At 64.1% G+C, this 15,843-nt stretch carries 17 protein-coding genes; 1 reads left to right on the forward strand and 16 read right to left on the reverse strand.

Translation table 11 applies throughout. The features are described from left to right. Positions 1-93: 93 nt before the first annotated feature. Entirely contained in the window at positions 94-2,613 is a 2,520-nt protein-coding gene (locus KK488_RS08510; RefSeq protein WP_214622738.1) for a TonB-dependent receptor, read from the reverse strand. Between the two features lie 230 nt (positions 2,614-2,843). Between KK488_RS08510 and KK488_RS08515 the strand changes: the two genes are divergently transcribed. Then, a complete protein-coding gene (locus tag KK488_RS08515; RefSeq protein WP_214622739.1) occupies positions 2,844-3,974 on the forward strand; it encodes a cobalamin-independent methionine synthase II family protein in 1,131 nt (376 codons plus the stop codon). 35 nt (positions 3,975-4,009) lie between these two features. On the opposite strand, the gene KK488_RS08520 is transcribed toward KK488_RS08515, so the two are convergent. From KK488_RS08520 to KK488_RS08585, 15 genes are all read right to left on the reverse strand, one after another. After that, entirely contained in the window at positions 4,010-5,251 is a 1,242-nt protein-coding gene (locus KK488_RS08520) for an MFS transporter (RefSeq protein WP_214622740.1), read from the reverse strand. A gap of 9 nt (positions 5,252-5,260) precedes the next feature. Next, positions 5,261-6,016, reverse strand: coding sequence for an MFS transporter (locus tag KK488_RS21305; protein ID WP_349356865.1), 756 nt, complete (start codon positions 6,014-6,016; stop codon positions 5,261-5,263). Then, on the reverse strand, positions 5,941-6,513 hold the full coding sequence (locus KK488_RS21310) for an MFS transporter (RefSeq protein ID WP_250890200.1): 573 nt from the start codon (positions 6,511-6,513) through the stop codon (positions 5,941-5,943). Before KK488_RS21310 ends, KK488_RS21305 begins: the two co-directional genes overlap by 76 nt. A gap of 75 nt (positions 6,514-6,588) precedes the next feature. Further along, a complete protein-coding gene (locus KK488_RS08530) occupies positions 6,589-7,035 on the reverse strand; it encodes an acyl-CoA thioesterase (protein WP_214622741.1) in 447 nt (148 codons plus the stop codon). Next, positions 7,032-7,475: a nuclear transport factor 2 family protein gene (locus tag KK488_RS08535; RefSeq protein ID WP_214622742.1), complete on the reverse strand. Its 444-nt coding sequence runs from the start codon at positions 7,473-7,475 to the stop codon at positions 7,032-7,034. Before KK488_RS08535 ends, KK488_RS08530 begins: the two co-directional genes overlap by 4 nt. After that, positions 7,472-8,497 (reverse strand): aldo/keto reductase, encoded by a 1,026-nt coding sequence (locus tag KK488_RS08540; RefSeq protein WP_214622743.1) that lies wholly within the window; start codon positions 8,495-8,497, stop codon positions 7,472-7,474. The genes KK488_RS08535 and KK488_RS08540 overlap by 4 nt, the downstream gene beginning before the upstream one ends. Positions 8,498-8,569: 72 nt before the next feature. Further along, on the reverse strand, positions 8,570-8,950 hold the full coding sequence (locus tag KK488_RS08545; RefSeq protein ID WP_214622744.1) for a hypothetical protein: 381 nt from the start codon (positions 8,948-8,950) through the stop codon (positions 8,570-8,572). Positions 8,951-9,260: 310 nt separating this feature from the next. Continuing rightward, on the reverse strand, positions 9,261-9,644 hold the full coding sequence (locus tag KK488_RS08550; protein WP_214622745.1) for a hypothetical protein: 384 nt from the start codon (positions 9,642-9,644) through the stop codon (positions 9,261-9,263). Positions 9,645-9,668: 24 nt separating this feature from the next. Then, a complete protein-coding gene (locus KK488_RS08555) occupies positions 9,669-9,986 on the reverse strand; it encodes a hypothetical protein (RefSeq protein ID WP_214622746.1) in 318 nt (105 codons plus the stop codon). Positions 9,987-10,042: 56 nt separating this feature from the next. Continuing rightward, positions 10,043-10,990 (reverse strand): Gfo/Idh/MocA family oxidoreductase, encoded by a 948-nt coding sequence (locus tag KK488_RS08560; RefSeq protein ID WP_214622747.1) that lies wholly within the window; start codon positions 10,988-10,990, stop codon positions 10,043-10,045. A gap of 180 nt (positions 10,991-11,170) precedes the next feature. Beyond that, a complete protein-coding gene (locus KK488_RS08565) occupies positions 11,171-12,079 on the reverse strand; it encodes a class III extradiol dioxygenase subunit beta (protein ID WP_214622748.1) in 909 nt (302 codons plus the stop codon). A gap of 2 nt (positions 12,080-12,081) precedes the next feature. Continuing rightward, positions 12,082-12,501 (reverse strand): protocatechuate 4,5-dioxygenase subunit alpha, encoded by a 420-nt coding sequence (ligA, locus tag KK488_RS08570; RefSeq protein ID WP_214622749.1) that lies wholly within the window; start codon positions 12,499-12,501, stop codon positions 12,082-12,084. A 22-nt stretch (positions 12,502-12,523) separates the two neighbouring features. After that, complete coding sequence (locus KK488_RS08575) at positions 12,524-13,549, reverse strand: amidohydrolase family protein (protein WP_214622750.1); 1,026 nt, start codon at positions 13,547-13,549, stop codon at positions 12,524-12,526. Continuing rightward, positions 13,546-14,433, reverse strand: a complete 888-nt coding sequence (locus KK488_RS08580) for an NAD(P)-dependent oxidoreductase (protein WP_214622751.1) — start codon at positions 14,431-14,433, stop codon at positions 13,546-13,548. Before KK488_RS08580 ends, KK488_RS08575 begins: the two co-directional genes overlap by 4 nt. Then, positions 14,430-15,794: a LysR family transcriptional regulator gene (locus KK488_RS08585; RefSeq protein ID WP_214622752.1), complete on the reverse strand. Its 1,365-nt coding sequence runs from the start codon at positions 15,792-15,794 to the stop codon at positions 14,430-14,432. The genes KK488_RS08580 and KK488_RS08585 overlap by 4 nt, the downstream gene beginning before the upstream one ends. Between the last annotated feature and the right edge of the window lie 49 nt (positions 15,795-15,843).

Raw genomic sequence — 15,843 nt, forward strand, 5'->3', positions numbered from 1 at the left:
TGTGTAGCATGACCGGGCGCGTTTTTTGAAACAGAAGGGGCCGGAACTTGCGCTCCGGCCCCTCCCTCTCTCTCCTATTATCTCATTCGCGGGTCAGAAGCTGCGTTTCACGCTGATTGCCCAAGTCCGCGGCAGCCCGGGCACGCCCGAGACGATGCCGAGCGAGCTCGATACGTCGCTGATGGATGTGAAGTAATATTTGTTGAAGATGTTCTGGACGGAGAGAATGAGCTTCCAGTCCTTATCCATGGACGTGAAGGACAGCTGGCCATTGCCAAGGAAGCGCCCGGGGATTTTCGACCAGGACGTGTTCTCTGACGTCGTGAAAAGGTCGCCCTGATAGGAACCATCGAAGCGAATACCGAACAGGCCGATATTCGTCTGATAGTCATACTGGGCACCGATCGAGTAGGACGTCTTTGGCGTGTAGGGCGTGATCGCCGAACCCGGGATCGCGCTTCCCACCAGAAGCCCCGCCGAGGTCGTCGGGCTGGTATATTTGAAGTCGAGATAGCTGAAGCTGCCGTCGATCGACAGACCGTCGACCGGGCGGATCGTGGCTTCAAGCTCGAAGCCCTTCACGTCCGCGGAGCCAATATTATCCGGCCGTAGGCACGGGGTGGGCAGGACGGACTCCGGGCAGGTAAGCTTGCTGAGAACGATGTCCTTATATTTGTTCAGGAACGCCGCACCGTTCAAGCGCACTCTGCGGTCGAACAGGTCGGCTTTGAAACCGACCTCATAGGTGGTGAGCGTCTCAGGCTTGAAAGGCAGCCGCTGGTCGGCAACGAAGGGACGCGGATTGACGCCACCGCCCTTGAAGCCGGTCGAGACCGACGCATAAGCGAGGAACTGCTCGGAGAAGCGGTAGTCGGCCGACAGGCGATAATCCCAGCGATCACCACGGAAACTGCCGGTAATTCCATAAATGCCCGCGAGCAGGCAGTTCGGTTGCGTGAACAGGGCGCAGGTCGCCGGATTCGGGATCGACCCGTCCGGGTTGCGGCGGAAATAGGTATAGTCCTTCTTGTCCTTGGTATAGCGCAGACCGCCGGTGACGCTCATCCCCTCGACAGGATGCAGCGTCAGCGTGCCGAACACCGCCTTGGTAGTGCTGGGCGTTGTGTCCGGGCCATGCAGGAAGTCGATCGTGGCCGGCGCGACATAATTCAGGTCGACGCGCGCCGTGTAGGTGCCCTTCTGATCGAGATAGAAGCCGCCGACCGTACCTTCCACGAAGCCATTGGCCAGCTTGAAGTTGAGCCGGACTTCCGAGCTGAATGCGTGGTGATCCAGCTGGTTGTCGAGCTGCGCGACGGGAAGTGGCGTGCCGTCCTGATCCTGGCCGAACTTCGAATTATAGGCGCGATACGAGCCGATATAGACCAGGTTCACATTGTCGTTGAGGTCGAAAGTGACATCGCCGTGAACGCCCCAGCCATTGAAGTTGGTGATCGGCAGCGCGAAGTACGGCTTGTACGGAGCCTGGCTCGTTGGCGCCATGCCATCCATGAAGTTCGAATAGCTGACGAAGCGCGGATCCCAGCCCTGCAGGTTGCCGCCCGTGTCGCAGCTATATTGTCCGGCGGGGACAAAGGCACAGCTCATATTCACCGGCTGGCCGTTCTTGCCGACCAGCCAGGGGTTGGCGTAGGTCGGCGGCGGGAAGGACGACAGGGAGGCCGAGTTGCCCACCGATTTGGGATCGAACGTGGTGCCCGCCGGAGCGATCGCGCCAGCGGCTATCAGAACCACCGGGATCGCCTCCGACCGCTCGCGGGTATAATCGGCGGAGACATTCACCTCGACCGCAGGCGCCGGTGTCCACCGCAGTGCCGCGCGACCGGCGATGATGTTCTGACCGCCCATCGTCGCATAGTCGGAATTGCCGGAGCCCCGCGAGAGGTTGCCGGGGACATTCGAATTGGGATGAGTCTGGCCATAGTCGAGCATCCCGACATAGCCATCACGACCGCGCGACATGCCCGAGACGCGCACCGCCAGATTATCGGTGATCTTGAAATCCGCCATGCCGCGAACGCTCAGCGCGTTATACGACCCATATTCGACCTGCATCGAGCCCGAACCGTCGCCCTTCGGCTTGGCGCTGAACAGCTTGATCGCGCCGCCAATGGCGTTCTTGCCTGCGAGCGTGCCCTGCGGACCGCGCAGGATCTCGACGCGGTCGAGGTCGATCAGTTCGAGCAGCGAGCTCGACAGGGTCGGAATATAGACATCGTCAATATAGACGCCGACGCCTGGATCGAGCGCATAGTTGAAGTCGGTCTGGCCGACGCCGCGAATGAAGGCGATGAGACCCGAGCCGCCGTTCTGTGGTTGCGGCCGCAGCGAAACGTTCGGCGCCTGCGCCGCGACCTGAGCGATGTCGGTCTGCCCGCGCGCTTCCAGCATGGCGTTATTGACTGCGGTGATCGCGATCGGCGTATCCTGCAGCTTTGTCGCGCGGAACTGCGCGGTGACGACAATGTCCTGAGTCTGGTTGGTTTCGGCTGCCTGATCCGCTGCGGTAGTTTCGTTCTGCGCCCAGGCGGGGGCGGAAATCGCGGTGGCAATAGCAAGCATAGCTGTCGAAAGGGCGTGATTCACGCGCATGTCTCTCTCCTCCTCGCGCCGGCTTGATAGGGACGTCTCCTGTCGGGCGTCGCCGGCTGCAGTGTTCGTAGCACGGGTGTGTGTGTCTAGTAAGTAACACGGCTGTGATCAGAAATTGCATTTCACACTGTGAAACAGACAGAGTCAAAATCTGGGAACGATTTTCGCTGTTCGCGACAGCTCCGCCTCGCTAACCACCAGCCGACTTTTGCAGAAGGAGAGAGCTGCTCATGACGTCGATTGCCACCACCCACGTGGGGAGTTTGCCGCGTGGACCCGAACTGACACCCCTGTTGCACGCGCGCGACCATGGCGAGCCCTATGATCCCGCGCTGTTTGACGCAACGGTCCAGGCGGCCATCGACGAGGCCGTGGCGCGACAGGTAGAAGCGGGCATCTCGATTGTTTCGGACGGCGAGCTCGGCAAGATCGGCTATTCGACCTATGTCATCGAGCGTCTCGAGGGATTTGGAGGCCATAGCCCGCGCAAGCCGGCGCTGGATCTGGCGCCGCTGCCCGATCTGCGCCGCAAGCTGGCGGCGATCATGGGTGAGCAGGATTTCACGCGGGCCTCCTGTATCGCGCCGGTGCGGCTGCGCACGATGGAGCCGTGTCAGGACGATATTCGCCGCTTCAAGACGGCGCTCGACCGCGCAGGGAAAGGTGCACGCGGTTTCCTGAACGCAGCCTCACCCGGCCTGGTCACGGCGTTCCAGCCCAACCAATATTATCCTACGCACGAGGCTTATCTGGCCGATCTCGTGACGGCGATGCGCCCCGAATATGAAGCGATCATCGCCGCGGGCTTCGATCTCCAATTAGATTGCCCCGATCTCGCCATGTCGCGGCACACCGGTTATCAGGACCTGTCCGACGCCGAGTTTCTGAAGGTGGCGCGGGCGAATGTCGAGGCGCTGAACGCCGCGACGGAAGGTCTGCCGCGCGACCGCCTGCGGATGCACATCTGCTGGGGCAATTATGAAGGCCCGCACGATCACGACATCGATCTCTCGAAGATCATGCCGCTCATCCTCGCGGCGCGTCCGGGGACGGTGCTGTTCGAGGCGGCCAATCCGCGCCACGAGCATGAATGGACGGTCTGGCGCGACACGAAGCTACCGGATGATCTCGTCCTCGCGCCCGGTCTGATCGACAGCTGCAGCAACTATGTCGAACATCCCGAACTGGTCGCCCAGCGTATCGAGCGTTTTGCAGGCATCGTCGGGCCGGAGCGGGTGATCGCCAGCACGGATTGCGGCTTCGGCACTTTTGCCGGTTACGGCAAGATCGACCCGGTCGTGGCGTGGAAGAAGCTGGCCGTGCTGAGCGAAGGTGCGGCGATTGCGGCGGCACGCATCTGAATGGCTTCATCCCTCTCCAGCTTGCGGGAGAGGGGTCAGCCAGCCTTTTTCGCGACTTGCGAGGGGGCGGTCTCGATTAGGAACATGGCGATCAATCCGGATGCGATCGTCAGGCCGAACATGATCCACAGCGGCGCGGAAAGGTTGGTTGCATCGGCCGCCATGCCGGCCAGCGATGGCGCGAATACGCCGCCCAGCACTTCGGCCACGCCCATGGTGAGGCCGAGTGCGGTCGCGACATGGTAGGGATCGACGCTCTCGGATGGCACGGTCGCCATGAACATCGGAAAGATGCCATTGAGCGACCAGCCGATGAAGAACAGGGCGGCCATGGCCCAGGCGGGCCCCTGAAAATAGAGCGCGGCGAGCGGCAGGATGATGCCAACGAAGGGCATGACGATCATCACCGGTCGTCGCCCGATCCGGTCCGACAGGCCCGCCACGACGAAGCTCGCGACGGCCGCGGAGATGCCGAGCGTGCCCATCAGCCAGCCCATCACCTCGGGCGAGTAGCCGCGCACCTGCGTGAGATAGATGGGCATGAAGGCCCAGCAGATGACGAGATAGGAGACCAGCAGCACGCCGAGCACCACGCACACCCAGACATTGCGCTGGAGCAGGATGTCGAGCGTGCGGTGGGTCCTTTCCTGGACGCCCGGCACGGCCCTTGGCGGCGCGACCGGCTCGTCGATCAGGAACCAGATGAGCATCGCGCTCAAGATGCCTGGCGCGCCCGCAAGATAGAAAGCCGAGCGCCAGCCGAAGGCTTCCGCGAACCAAACGAGCAGCACCGGCGCGGCGAAGGAACCCAGCAGGCTCGATCCCAGATTCTGCGCGACGCCCTGCGCGATGCCGCGCCGCTCGGGCGCGACGTCGCTGGCGATCATCGCGTGGCTGATCGGCATGATGCCGCCTTCCGCCGCCCCCATCAGCAGCCGCGCGCCAAGCAGCAGCGCGAAGGTTCCGGCGATGCCGGTCATGAAGGAGCAGAGCGAGAAGGCGACGGTCGCCATTACGAGCAGGCGCTTGCGGCTGCCGAGCGTATCGGAGAGCTTGCCGATGCCGAACGCGGCGAGCGCCCAGCTCAGCGACAGCGCGCTCGCCAGCAGGCCGACCTGCGTGTTGTTGAGGCGCAGCTCCGGCTGCACAAACGGCATCAGGAAGTTGAGCGCGTTGCGATCGAAGAAGACGATGCCGAAATTGAGGCTCAGCAGGCAGACCAGCAGGACCTGGTAACCGCCCGAGCGGCGCGTGGTGAAGGAGGATGCGACGTCCATCTGGGCTTCCTATGCCGCGCGCTTGGCGACCTGCGAGGGCGCCGTTTCCTTGAGGAACAGGGCCACGATCCCCGAGACGATCGTCAGCCCGACCATGATCCAGAGCGGCGCGGCGAGGGTAGAGGCGTCGGCTGCGGCGCCGGCGATGGAAGGCGCGAACACGCCGCCCAGAATCTCCGCTGACCCCATGGTGAGACCCAGCGCGGTCGCGGCATGGCGCGGGTCGACGCTTTCCGAGGGGACGGTCGCCATGAACAGGGGGAAGATGCCGTTCAGCCCCCAGCCGAAGAAGAAGATAGCGGCGAGGCCCCAGACCGACCCGGTCCAATACATCGCGCCCATGGGCAGGATGATGCCGATGAACGGCATGGCGATCATCACCGGCCGCCGCCCGATCCGATCCGAAAGTGCGGAGGTGGCGAAGCTGCCGATCGTGGCCGAGATGCCGAGCGTGCCGATCAGCCAGCTCATTTCCGTGCCGGTATAGCCGCGCACGCTGGTCAGGAAAATCGGCATGAAGGTCAGGCAGACCACGAAATAGCTGACCATCAGCACGCCGAGGATCACGCAGATCAGCACGTTGCGGTTCTTGAGCGCATCGATGATGCCGTATTTCTCGCCCTCATATTCGACGCCCGGCCGGGGCGGGGCGGGCGGCTCCTTGAGGCTGAACCAGATGATGATCGCGCTCACGATGCCTGGCACACCCGCGAGATAGAAGGCCTCGCGCCAGCCGAAGACCTGTGCGAACCAGACCAGCAGCACCGCGCCAGGAAGGAACCGAGCAGGTTCGATCCGAAATTCTGCGCGATGCCCTGTGCCAGGCCGCGATGCTTGGGGTCAACTTCCGTGGCAACCATGGCGTGGCTGATCGGCATGATTCCGCCCTCCGCCGCGCCCATCAGCAGCCGCGCGGCGAGCATGAAGACGAAGCTGGTCGCGATGCCGCTGACAAAGGAGCAAATCGAGAAGCCCAGCGTCGAGAGGACCAGCAGCAGCTTGCGGTTGCCGATCGTGTCGGAAAGCTTGCCGATGCCGAAGGCGGCCAGCGCCCAGGTGAAGGAGAGGGCGCTCGCGAGCAGGCCGATCTGGGTGTTGCTGAGCGCCAGATCCTGCGCGACCGAAGGCATGAGCACGTTGAGCGCTTGCCGGTCGAAGAAGACGATGCCGAAATTGATGCTGAGCAGGCCGACCAGCCAGGCCTGATAACCGGCGCTGCGACGCGCCACACCCGAGGGCATGCCCCCTAGACCCACATTCATTCAGCGCCCCTCCAAGCTCAGGCAGTCCTCTGCTTCTGACTGCCTGTTTAGCCTGATTTCGCGCTTTGACAGCCCCTATTTGTTGAACATGTCCCGAATTTGATCCGGCACGCGCTCGGCCCGCATCCCACCGGGACGTTCGGCATCGCGGACGGTCCAGACGCGCTTCTCGATGCCGGTGACACAGACGTTGCCATCCTTGAGCAGGCGGTGCGCGATGGTGAAGCTGGAATTGCCGAACTCGGGCGCGGCGGCTTCCAGCACAACATCGTCGCCATAGGCGGCGGGGCGCATGAACCTGGCCGAGACGTCGACCATCGGGAAGCCGACCACGCCATGGCCCTTGAGCATGTCCCTCTTGCGCACGCCCAGCGCCTTTTCGAAGAGCATGATCGTGCTCTCGCCGAACATCTCCAGGAAGCGCGGCGCATAGACGATGCCGGCCGGATCGCAATGGCCCCATTCGATGCGATAGGGGCGCGAAAGGAAGGCGGTGAAATCGTCGGGCGTGGTCTCGGTCATGGCGCGAAGTCCAGGCCGCCGCGTCGCTCGGCGAACCGCCAGCCTTCGGCGGTCTTGCGCAGGCGGTCGTTGAAATAGCCGATCAGCGGATCGGCCGGATGATGTGCCGGCAGGCTGCCGTCCCCGGTCGCCTGACCGCGATAAAGCAGCATCACGCTCGATGCGCGGGCCTCGGTCTCGCTCTCGACCTCGACGATGATGTTCGAGACGACATGGCGGGTCTTCGTGCCGGCCGGCCGGGCGCGGAAGCCAGCGAGGATCGCGTCGCGGCCGACGATCGGCTGATCTGGCATGGTCGGCCGGGCGAGGATGCCATCCTCGGTGAACAGTGCTGCGACGCCGTCCGCGTCGCCCGCGTCATTGCGCAGCATGTAGAGGTTGATGAGGGTGGCGCAGTCCCATTCGATCGCGCGGCGGGTCTGGTCGTCGATCATGCTCATGCCTGGGCCATTTCCTCGGGGAGCAGCTCGGTGTCGATCTGCGCCTGCACCGCCGCATTGTAGCGCGGGCCGGCGACGGCGCCGGGCGCGAAGATGGCGTCGATCGCGGCGATCGTCTCGGGCGAGAGCGTCACGCTCGCCGCGCCGAGATTGTCCTCCAGATGCGGGATGGTGCGCGTGCCGGGGATCGCGATGATGTGCGGCCCGCGAGCCAGCACCCAGGCCAGGCTGAGCTGTGCCGGCGAGATGTCGAGATCCGCCGCAAGCGCGTTGAACCGCGCGGCGAGCTTCAGATTGACGCTGAAATTCGGCTCCTGGAAGCGCGGCATCGGAATGCGGATATCGCCTGCCACGAAATCGTTGCTGGTGATCGAGCCGGCCAGAAAACCGCGTGCCAGCGGCGAGAAGGCGACGAACGCGACGCCCAGTTGCGCGCAGGCGTCCAGCACTGCCACCTCGGGATTGCGCACCCAGGGCGAATATTCGGACTGCATCGCGGTGATCGGATGCACGGCATGGGCCCGGCGCAGCGTCTCGGCCGACATTTCGGACAAGCCGATGGCGCCGATCTTGCCGGCCTCCTTGGCGCGCACCATCGCGCCCATCGACTCCTCGATCGGCACGTTCTTGTCGAGCCGGTGGAGATAATAGAGATCGATATAGTCGGTACCAAGCCGCTGCAGCGAGCGTTCGAGCGATCCGGCGATCGTCTCGGGCCGTCCGTCCAGCACGCGATTGCCGTCGATCTGGTCGAGCACGCATTTGCTGGCGAGATAATAGTCCTTGCGGCGATGGCTGACGGCCTTGTTCAGCAGCCGTTCGCTGCCGCCGCCACCATAAAGCGCCGCGCTGTCGAGATGCGTGACGCCGAGGTCCAGTGCGCGATTGAGTACACGGGCGCCGTCCTCCTCGCTCGGCGGCACATCATAGGCGTGCGAGAGATTCATGCACCCGAAGCTGATCGCAGAGATGGCACTCTGTCCGATAGGCCGGGTGGGGAGGGGGGTAGCGGGTAAGGTCATGCCGCGCTCATGTCTCGCCGCACATCAAAAATCAATCGGGAGATGCGCCTCGCGGACCCGCATGCCGCAACATCAGCGTCTATGGCCGAGTTCACGCTCGACCCACTGCCAGAAGGCCCCTGAGCGCTCAGCCACTGGCCGGCAGGCGTCTTTGTAACCTTCCGGATTGTCACGGACGCGAATGGCGGGCCAATCGGCCTGATTGATCGAATTGGCGGCCCGGAACGCCGAGAAGAGCCGCGTGACCTGAGTCATCTGGTCCGGATTGGCCACGAGGTAGGGATCGTTGCTCAATGCCATGCCGAGCTTGGCGAACTCCATCACCAGATCGCGGCGCATATTGACGAACTCGGCAGCCTTGGTGGGGTCCGCGCGCTCGCCGAGTGCGACAATCTCGCGCTCTACGGCGACAAAGGACCGTAAGGCCCCTTGGAGTTCACTCCCGATCGGCATTTTCTTTCCTCTCCAGCGCCGGCCTGTCTTCGTCCGACGATGTACTGTGCGTCCGGCTTATATCTTATGGAAAACATCTATACTTGAACGGCGGCGGCGCAAACCGTTTCGAATGTTCGCGCTCGACGATGCCGCGCCATAAAAGCAAAGCGTTGCGAAAAGCCTTCGACAAAGCTCTTCATTTCACGACGGATGGCCCGGCAGTTCGCAACGGGCAACGCGCAGTTCGCGAAGGCCCATCGGGTGTTGGTGATCGCGCCCGCGAAACCGCGGACTTTCTCATTTTGATGTGCAGGAGCAGCGCTGGCCGTCAGCCCCGGTTGACGCCGAGATGCTCGCCGCACCACTGCCAGAACAAGCGGGACTTCTCCTGCACGTCCCGTGCCGAGGCGCGATAGGCAACCGGATCCTCATCGATCCTGACGGCCGGCCAGCTTGCCTGGTGCAATGCCAGGCCATAGCGCATCGCCGTGAATCGTTTGCTGAGCTCGCGGTGCATGTCGAGATTCCGGGTCAGGTCGGGGTCCTGATCGATCAGCGGGCTCAGCAACCCGATCTGTTCGGAGAGCTGGCGGCGCCAATGGACGAGCGCCTGCTTACGCTCCTGGTCGGTGCGCAGGCCGATGGCTTCGAGCTCCTTCTCGATTGTCGCATAACGCGCGAGCGTCTCACGCAGTCGTGGCGAAACCTTCATCGACTCGATTCCCCAATGACGCACCTATGGAAGGATACTTAGCGCCCAAGCGGCAAATTCGCGATTGGTCTTGATAATTGCGTCGGCGGAGGTGCGAAATTCGTCATTGCCGTCATCGAGCAGCACGGCGGGCCACTTGGCCTGATGCAGCGCGATGCCGGAGCGCATCTGCGCGAGCCGCTGACGAAACTCCGCTTCCAGGGTGGGGTTGGCCCGCAGGCCAGGGTCATTGCCGGCCGCTTCGGCAACGGCAATGACCTGTTTGGCGAAGGCCCGGCGCATTGCGATCAGCGCGGGCTTCTGGGAGGCGTCCTTGCGTGCGGCATAGGCCGTCTCGCCCATCTTGCGCTGGATGTCGACCATCTCCTCAATGAGGGTGCGCAAATGGGCCATCTACATCAGCTCTGGCTCTCGAGCTGCTTCTCCAGCTCACCCAATACGCGGTAGCAATCGAGCACCTTGGCGACGGACGAATTGGGCTCGCGGCCCTCGCGGATCGCGGCGATGAACTCGCGGTCCTGCAGCTCGATGCCGTTCATGCTGACGTCCACCTTGGACACGTCGACAACCTCCTCCTTGCCGGTCACCAGATCGTCATAGCGTGCGATCCAGGTGCCGTTGTCGCAGATATAGCGGAAAAAGGTGCCGAGGGGACCATCATTGTTGAACGACAGGGACAGCGTGCAGATGGCGCCAGTTTCGCTGCGGAGCTGGATCGACATGTCCATGGCGATACCGAGCTCGGGATGGATCGGGCCTTGCACGGCGTTCGCCTGCACGATCTTGCCAGCCTGATAGGCGAACAGGTCGACCGTATGCGCGGCATGATGCCACAGCAGATGGTCGGTCCACGAGCGCGCCTCGCCCTTTGCGTTCATGTTCTTGCGGCGGAAGAAGAAGGTCTGCACGTCCATCTGCTGGATCGACAGCTCGCCGGCCTTGATCTTGTTGTGGATATACTGGTGGCTCGGGTTGAAGCGGCGCGTGTGGCCGACCATGCAGACGAGGCCGGTTTCCTGCTGCACCTTGAGCACCGCCTGCGCATCCGCCCAGCTGTCGGCGAGCGGAATCTCGACCTGGACGTGCTTGCCCGCCTTCATGCAGGCGATCGCCTGCTCGGCATGGAGCTGGGTCGGCGTGCAGAGGATGACGGCATCGACATCGTCGCGGACAAGGACTTCGTCCAGCTCCGTGCCGCTATGTTTCGCGCCATATTTGGCGGCGACTTCGGCGGCCTGCTCGGCGCGGCGGCTGATGACCGAGGTGATCTCGACGCCGTCGATCAGCTTGAGGCCGTCGAGATGCTTTTCGCCGAACGCGCCGGCGCCTGCGAGGGCTATTCTCATGGGGAGCGATCCTTTCCAAAACTCAACCCCTCCCTTTCAAGGGAGGGGCAAGGGGTGGGTGAGGAGCGGCGGGGCTCAATGCCCCGGCGCGAGTTTTTCTGGGCGAGCTTGAACCCCACCCCAACCCCTCCCCTGAGCCGCAGGCGAGCGGCAGCTCAACGGGAGGGGCTAAGTCAACCGTCAGGCGCCGGCGAGGCTGTGCCCGCTCATCACCTTACGCGGGTCGAGCGCGGCGCCGGCCGTCTCTTCCGGCTGCAGGATGAGCGCGCCGAGCGCGGTGTTCGAGGCCGGGATATGGTAGAAGGTATAGAGATCCTTCACCTTGTCGCCCAGCGCGCCGCGCATGATGAGCCACATAACCAGCTCGATGCCTTCCGACCCGGCCTCGCGCAGATACTGGATGTGCGGCATCTTGCTCAGCGTCTCGGGATCCTTGATCAGCTGATCGATGAAGTTCAGGTCGAACTCCTTGTTGATGAGGCCCGCGCGCGGACCCTGCAGCTGATGGCTCATGCCGCCGGTGCCCCAGACATGGACGTTGAGGTCCTCCGGGAAGCTCTCGACCGCGGCGCGGATGCTGTCGCCCAGGTTGAAGCAGCGGCGGCCGGACGGCGGCGGATAGGTCACGACATTGACCGGGAAGGGAATGACCTTGCACGGCCAGGCCTCGGGCTCGCCGAAGATCATGCTCAGCGGCACGGTGCAGCCATGGTCGACGTCCATGTCGTTCATGATGGTCATGTCGAACTCGTCGAGGATCAGGCTCTGGGCGATGTGCCAGGCGAGGTCCGGATGGCCGATGACATCGGGCACCGGGCGCGGACCCCAGCCTTCGTCGGCTGGCTTGAAGCGCTCCGCACAACCGATCGCGAAGGTCGGGATGATGTTCATGTCGAAGGCTGATGCATGATCGTTATAGACCAGGATCACGACGTCCGGCATGTTGCCCGGCTGCTTGATCCATTCCTTGATCGGCTCATAGCCCTTGAACACCGGACCCCAATAGTCGTTGTTCGACGTGTGGGTCTGCAGCGCCGCGCCGAGCGCGGGAATGTGGCTGGACGTGATGCCCGTGGTAACGCGTGCCATATTCAGTAGCCTCCCTTGATCGAGCGCACGCCCTCGGGCGAGCGGCCGCCATCGATCATCATCTGCGCATATTGTTCCTGGGTCATGCCCGTCATCGAACCGGCCGCGAACTGGAAGCTCTTGCCGTCGGTCGAGAAGAGCTTGGAAAGGAAATAGACATTCCCGCCCTCGTCGATCATCGCGTTATAGTCGCGGGCCAGCACGGCCGCCTTGGCGGCGGGCGTGAGGTTCCACTCGTCGAGATAGGCGCTTTCGTCAGCCTTGAAGCGCTCGCGATTCTCCGCCTTCATCAGGCTCATCGCGAACTGGTTGAGATTATAGCCCTTGCGCGCGCGCTTGGCGGTGAACACGCGGGTGCCGGGAATGTCCTCAAACTCGGCCAGATAGGCGTGAACGTCGATTCTGTCTTTCTTGTCGGTCATGTTTCGCTCCAGCGGCTATGGCTCAAAGACCACGAGCCTTCAGTTTTGCATCGAGGCGGGGAAAGACCCGCCTCGTGTTACCCTCGAAAATGGCGTGACGCTGTTCATCGGTGATGGGAAGCGCATCGATGTAGCGCTTGGTATCGTCGAAATAGAAGCCGGTGGTTGGATCGATGCCGCGCACCGCGCCCACCATCTCGCTGCCGAACAGGATGTTCTTGGTTTCGATCACCTCGTTCAGCAGGTTGATGCCCGGCTGGTGATAGACGCAGGTATCGAAGAACACGTTGTTCATGAGGTGCGTGTCGAGGCTTGGCTGCTTGAGCATGTCGGCAAGGCCCCGGTAGCGCCCCCAATGATAGGGCACGCCGCCGCCGCCGTGCGGGATGATGAAGCGCAGCGTCGGGAAATCCTTGAACAGATTGCCCTCGAGCAGCTGCATGAAGGCGAGCGTGTCGGCGGCGATATAATAGCCGCCGGTCGCGTGCATGGCCGGGTTGCAGCTGCCCGAGACGTGGATCATTGCCGGCACGTCCAGCTCGACCATCTTCTCGTAGAAGGGGTACCAGAACTTGTCGGTCAGTGGCGGCTGTCTGAAATAGCCGCCGCTGGCATCGGGATTGAGATTGCAGCCGATGAAGCCGAGCTGGGTCACGCAGCGCTCCAGCTCGGCGATCGAGCTGGTCATGTCCGCCTCGAGCGATTGCGGCAGCATGCAGACGCCCGCGAAGACCTCCGGGAACATCGCCACGACGCGCGCGATCAGATTGTTGCAGGCCTGCGCCCACGGCACCGCCACCGACTGGTCGCCGACATGCGGCGCCATGGCGGAGGCGCGGGGCGAGAAGATCGTCATGTCCGCGCCGCGCTCTTTGATCAGGCGGAGCTGGTTGGACTCGATCGTGTCGCGAATCTCGTCGTCCGAAATCTCGGGATAAGGCGGCGCGGCCTCGCCGGCCTTGAACGCGGCGGTCTGCTGCTGGCGCCACTCGTCATGCGCCTTGGGCAGGACCGTATAATGGCCGTGGCAATCGATAATCATCGTCATGCGGCGTCAGCCTTTCCTTGCATCTTCTCTTCTTGTTTCTTGGCGATAAGCGCGAGCTTGGCAGCCAGGTCGCCCGGCATGTCCGCGCCCTGGAGCAGGTTGCCCATCGCCCGCTGACGCACGACCGTGCCCGTCGTCATGAGCGGCTCGACGCCCAGCTCATTGAGCGTGGCGACGACTTCCTCCATCTCGGCCGCACGGCGCGCGCCGTGGGCGAGCATGCGGTCGAGATTATAGTCGGCCTTTTGCGGCCAGTCGCCGCCAAGCGAGGCGAGCACCGCTTCGGTGACGCCCGCGGCTTGCGCGGCCAGCAGCATCTCGGCGGTCAGTGCCTCGATGCCCTTGACCATGATGGAGCGCACCATCTTGGTCGCGCTTGCCGCGCCGATTGCCGCGCCGGAAAATGTGATGTTGGTAAAGCCGATGCTGCGCAGCATCTCCGCAGCGGCGGCGGCGGAGCGCCCGCTTATGAGCAGCGGCACCTTGAGCGCGGCCGGCTGGACCGGCGCCATGACGGCGACGTCGACATAGTGGCCGCCAACCGCCCAGATGACTTCGGCATTGCGCTTCTTGGTGCCCGGCGAGACGCTGTTGAGATCGCAGAACAGCGCGCCCCTGGGCAGCGATGCCGCTGCCGCCTGCGCCGCGATGGGCGTCTGGTCGGCCGTGACGAGGCTGAGCACGATCTGCGCGCCATCGAGCGCGTCGCCGAGCGTCTCGCAGCCGGTGACGCCCGCAGCGGCGTAGGCCGCGCGCATTTCGTCCGCAGTGGCATCGTTCAGGGTCTTGGCGTCGAACACGCGCACGGACTGACGCCAGCCGGCGGCCGTGGCAAAAGTGCGGCCGGCCTCTCCGAAGCCGATCAGGGCGATCCTCTGACTCATCGCGTGTCCCTTGCGCCTGCCTGCTCCGGATCGCAAATTTGATCGCGCCCCGGGCTATAAGGTGAAGCGAATGGTTCTGCCGCTGGTCCCGCTGCGGCGGCGTCCAGCTCGGCGATGAACGCGGCCTGCGCGGGGGAAGGGCGCCACTGCGCGCGCGTCGTGATGCCGATCGTGCGTGCAAAATGCGCGGGTGGCTCGCCTAGCGAAACGAGCCAGCCAGCCTGCTGCTCGACCGTCACCTGTTCGGGGGACAGCAGGGTCAGGAAATCGGTCTGCATGAGGATTTCGCGGACCATCATCACCGACCCACACTCGATCGGCACGGCCGGCGCCAGTCCGGCGTCGCGAAACATGGCCTCGAAACCGGCCCGCAAGGGCGCGCCGGCCGAGGGAAGGATCCAGAGATAGCGGGCGAGGTCGGAGAGGGGGATGCCCTGTTCCTCCTTCCCCGAGCGGGAGGGGCCCAGGGCGCGGGCTTCCGGCGCCGAGTTGGTGAAAGACGGCAAGGCCGAGTGCGCACCCCCCGACCCCTTCCCGCTGACGGGAGGGGGGGCGAGTGCGGCCAGCGGATGCCCGGCCCGCGCCAGGATGATGACCTGATCCTCGAACAAGGCCCGCTGCACCAGATCCGGCCCCGGGTTGGCGTCGCGCATGGCTCCGATCATGAAATCGATGCTGCCGTCCCGCAGCGGCTCGGCCAGCTCGCTGTGGGATCCCTCGACGATGACCAGCTCCACCTCCGGCCAGGCCGCGTTGAACCGGGCAAGCGCCAACGGCAGCACGCGGGCACGGGACAGCGGCATGGCACCGATCGTGATGCGCGCCGGGCCGCTCCGGGCCTCGCCAAGCGCTTCGTTGAGCCCGGCCTCCAGCTCGGCGCGGGCGAGGCGGAAAGCGCGCGCGGTGCGTTTGCCCGGTTCGGTAAGCGCGATGCCGCGTCCGCGCCGCTCCACCAATGTCCGGCGCAGAATCAGGGCGAGGTCGGAGAGGGCGCGATGCAGAGTCGGCTGCGAGAGCCCCGTCCGCGCTGCCGCAGCGGCATAACTGCCGCTGTCCGCGACAGCCAGAAAGGCGCGCATCTGCGCCATGGTCACGCGCCGCGACCCGATCAGGCCCAGCGCCAGCTCGGCCCGCGCAGCCAGCGCGCGCGCCGGAGGCAGCGGCGTCATGCCGTCTGTCCGACGCTCGAACAGTTGCAGGCCGAGCAGCGCCTCGACCCGCGCAATCGCCTGGGTGACGGCGGGCTGGGTCAGGTGCACGGTGCTGGCGGCGGCTGAGACGCTGCCGCGATTGACCACCGCCGCGATCGCAGCCAGATGGCGCAGGTTGAAAGACCAGGGCGATGGGCTTGGCGACAGCATCGCCGCAGACTTAGCAGGAGCTTATGGTCAGGGCAAAGTTCCGCGTAGA

Origin of the sequence: Sphingobium nicotianae, from assembly GCF_018603885.1 — a bacterium.
Classification (GTDB): Bacteria; Pseudomonadota; Alphaproteobacteria; order Sphingomonadales; family Sphingomonadaceae; genus Sphingobium; species Sphingobium nicotianae.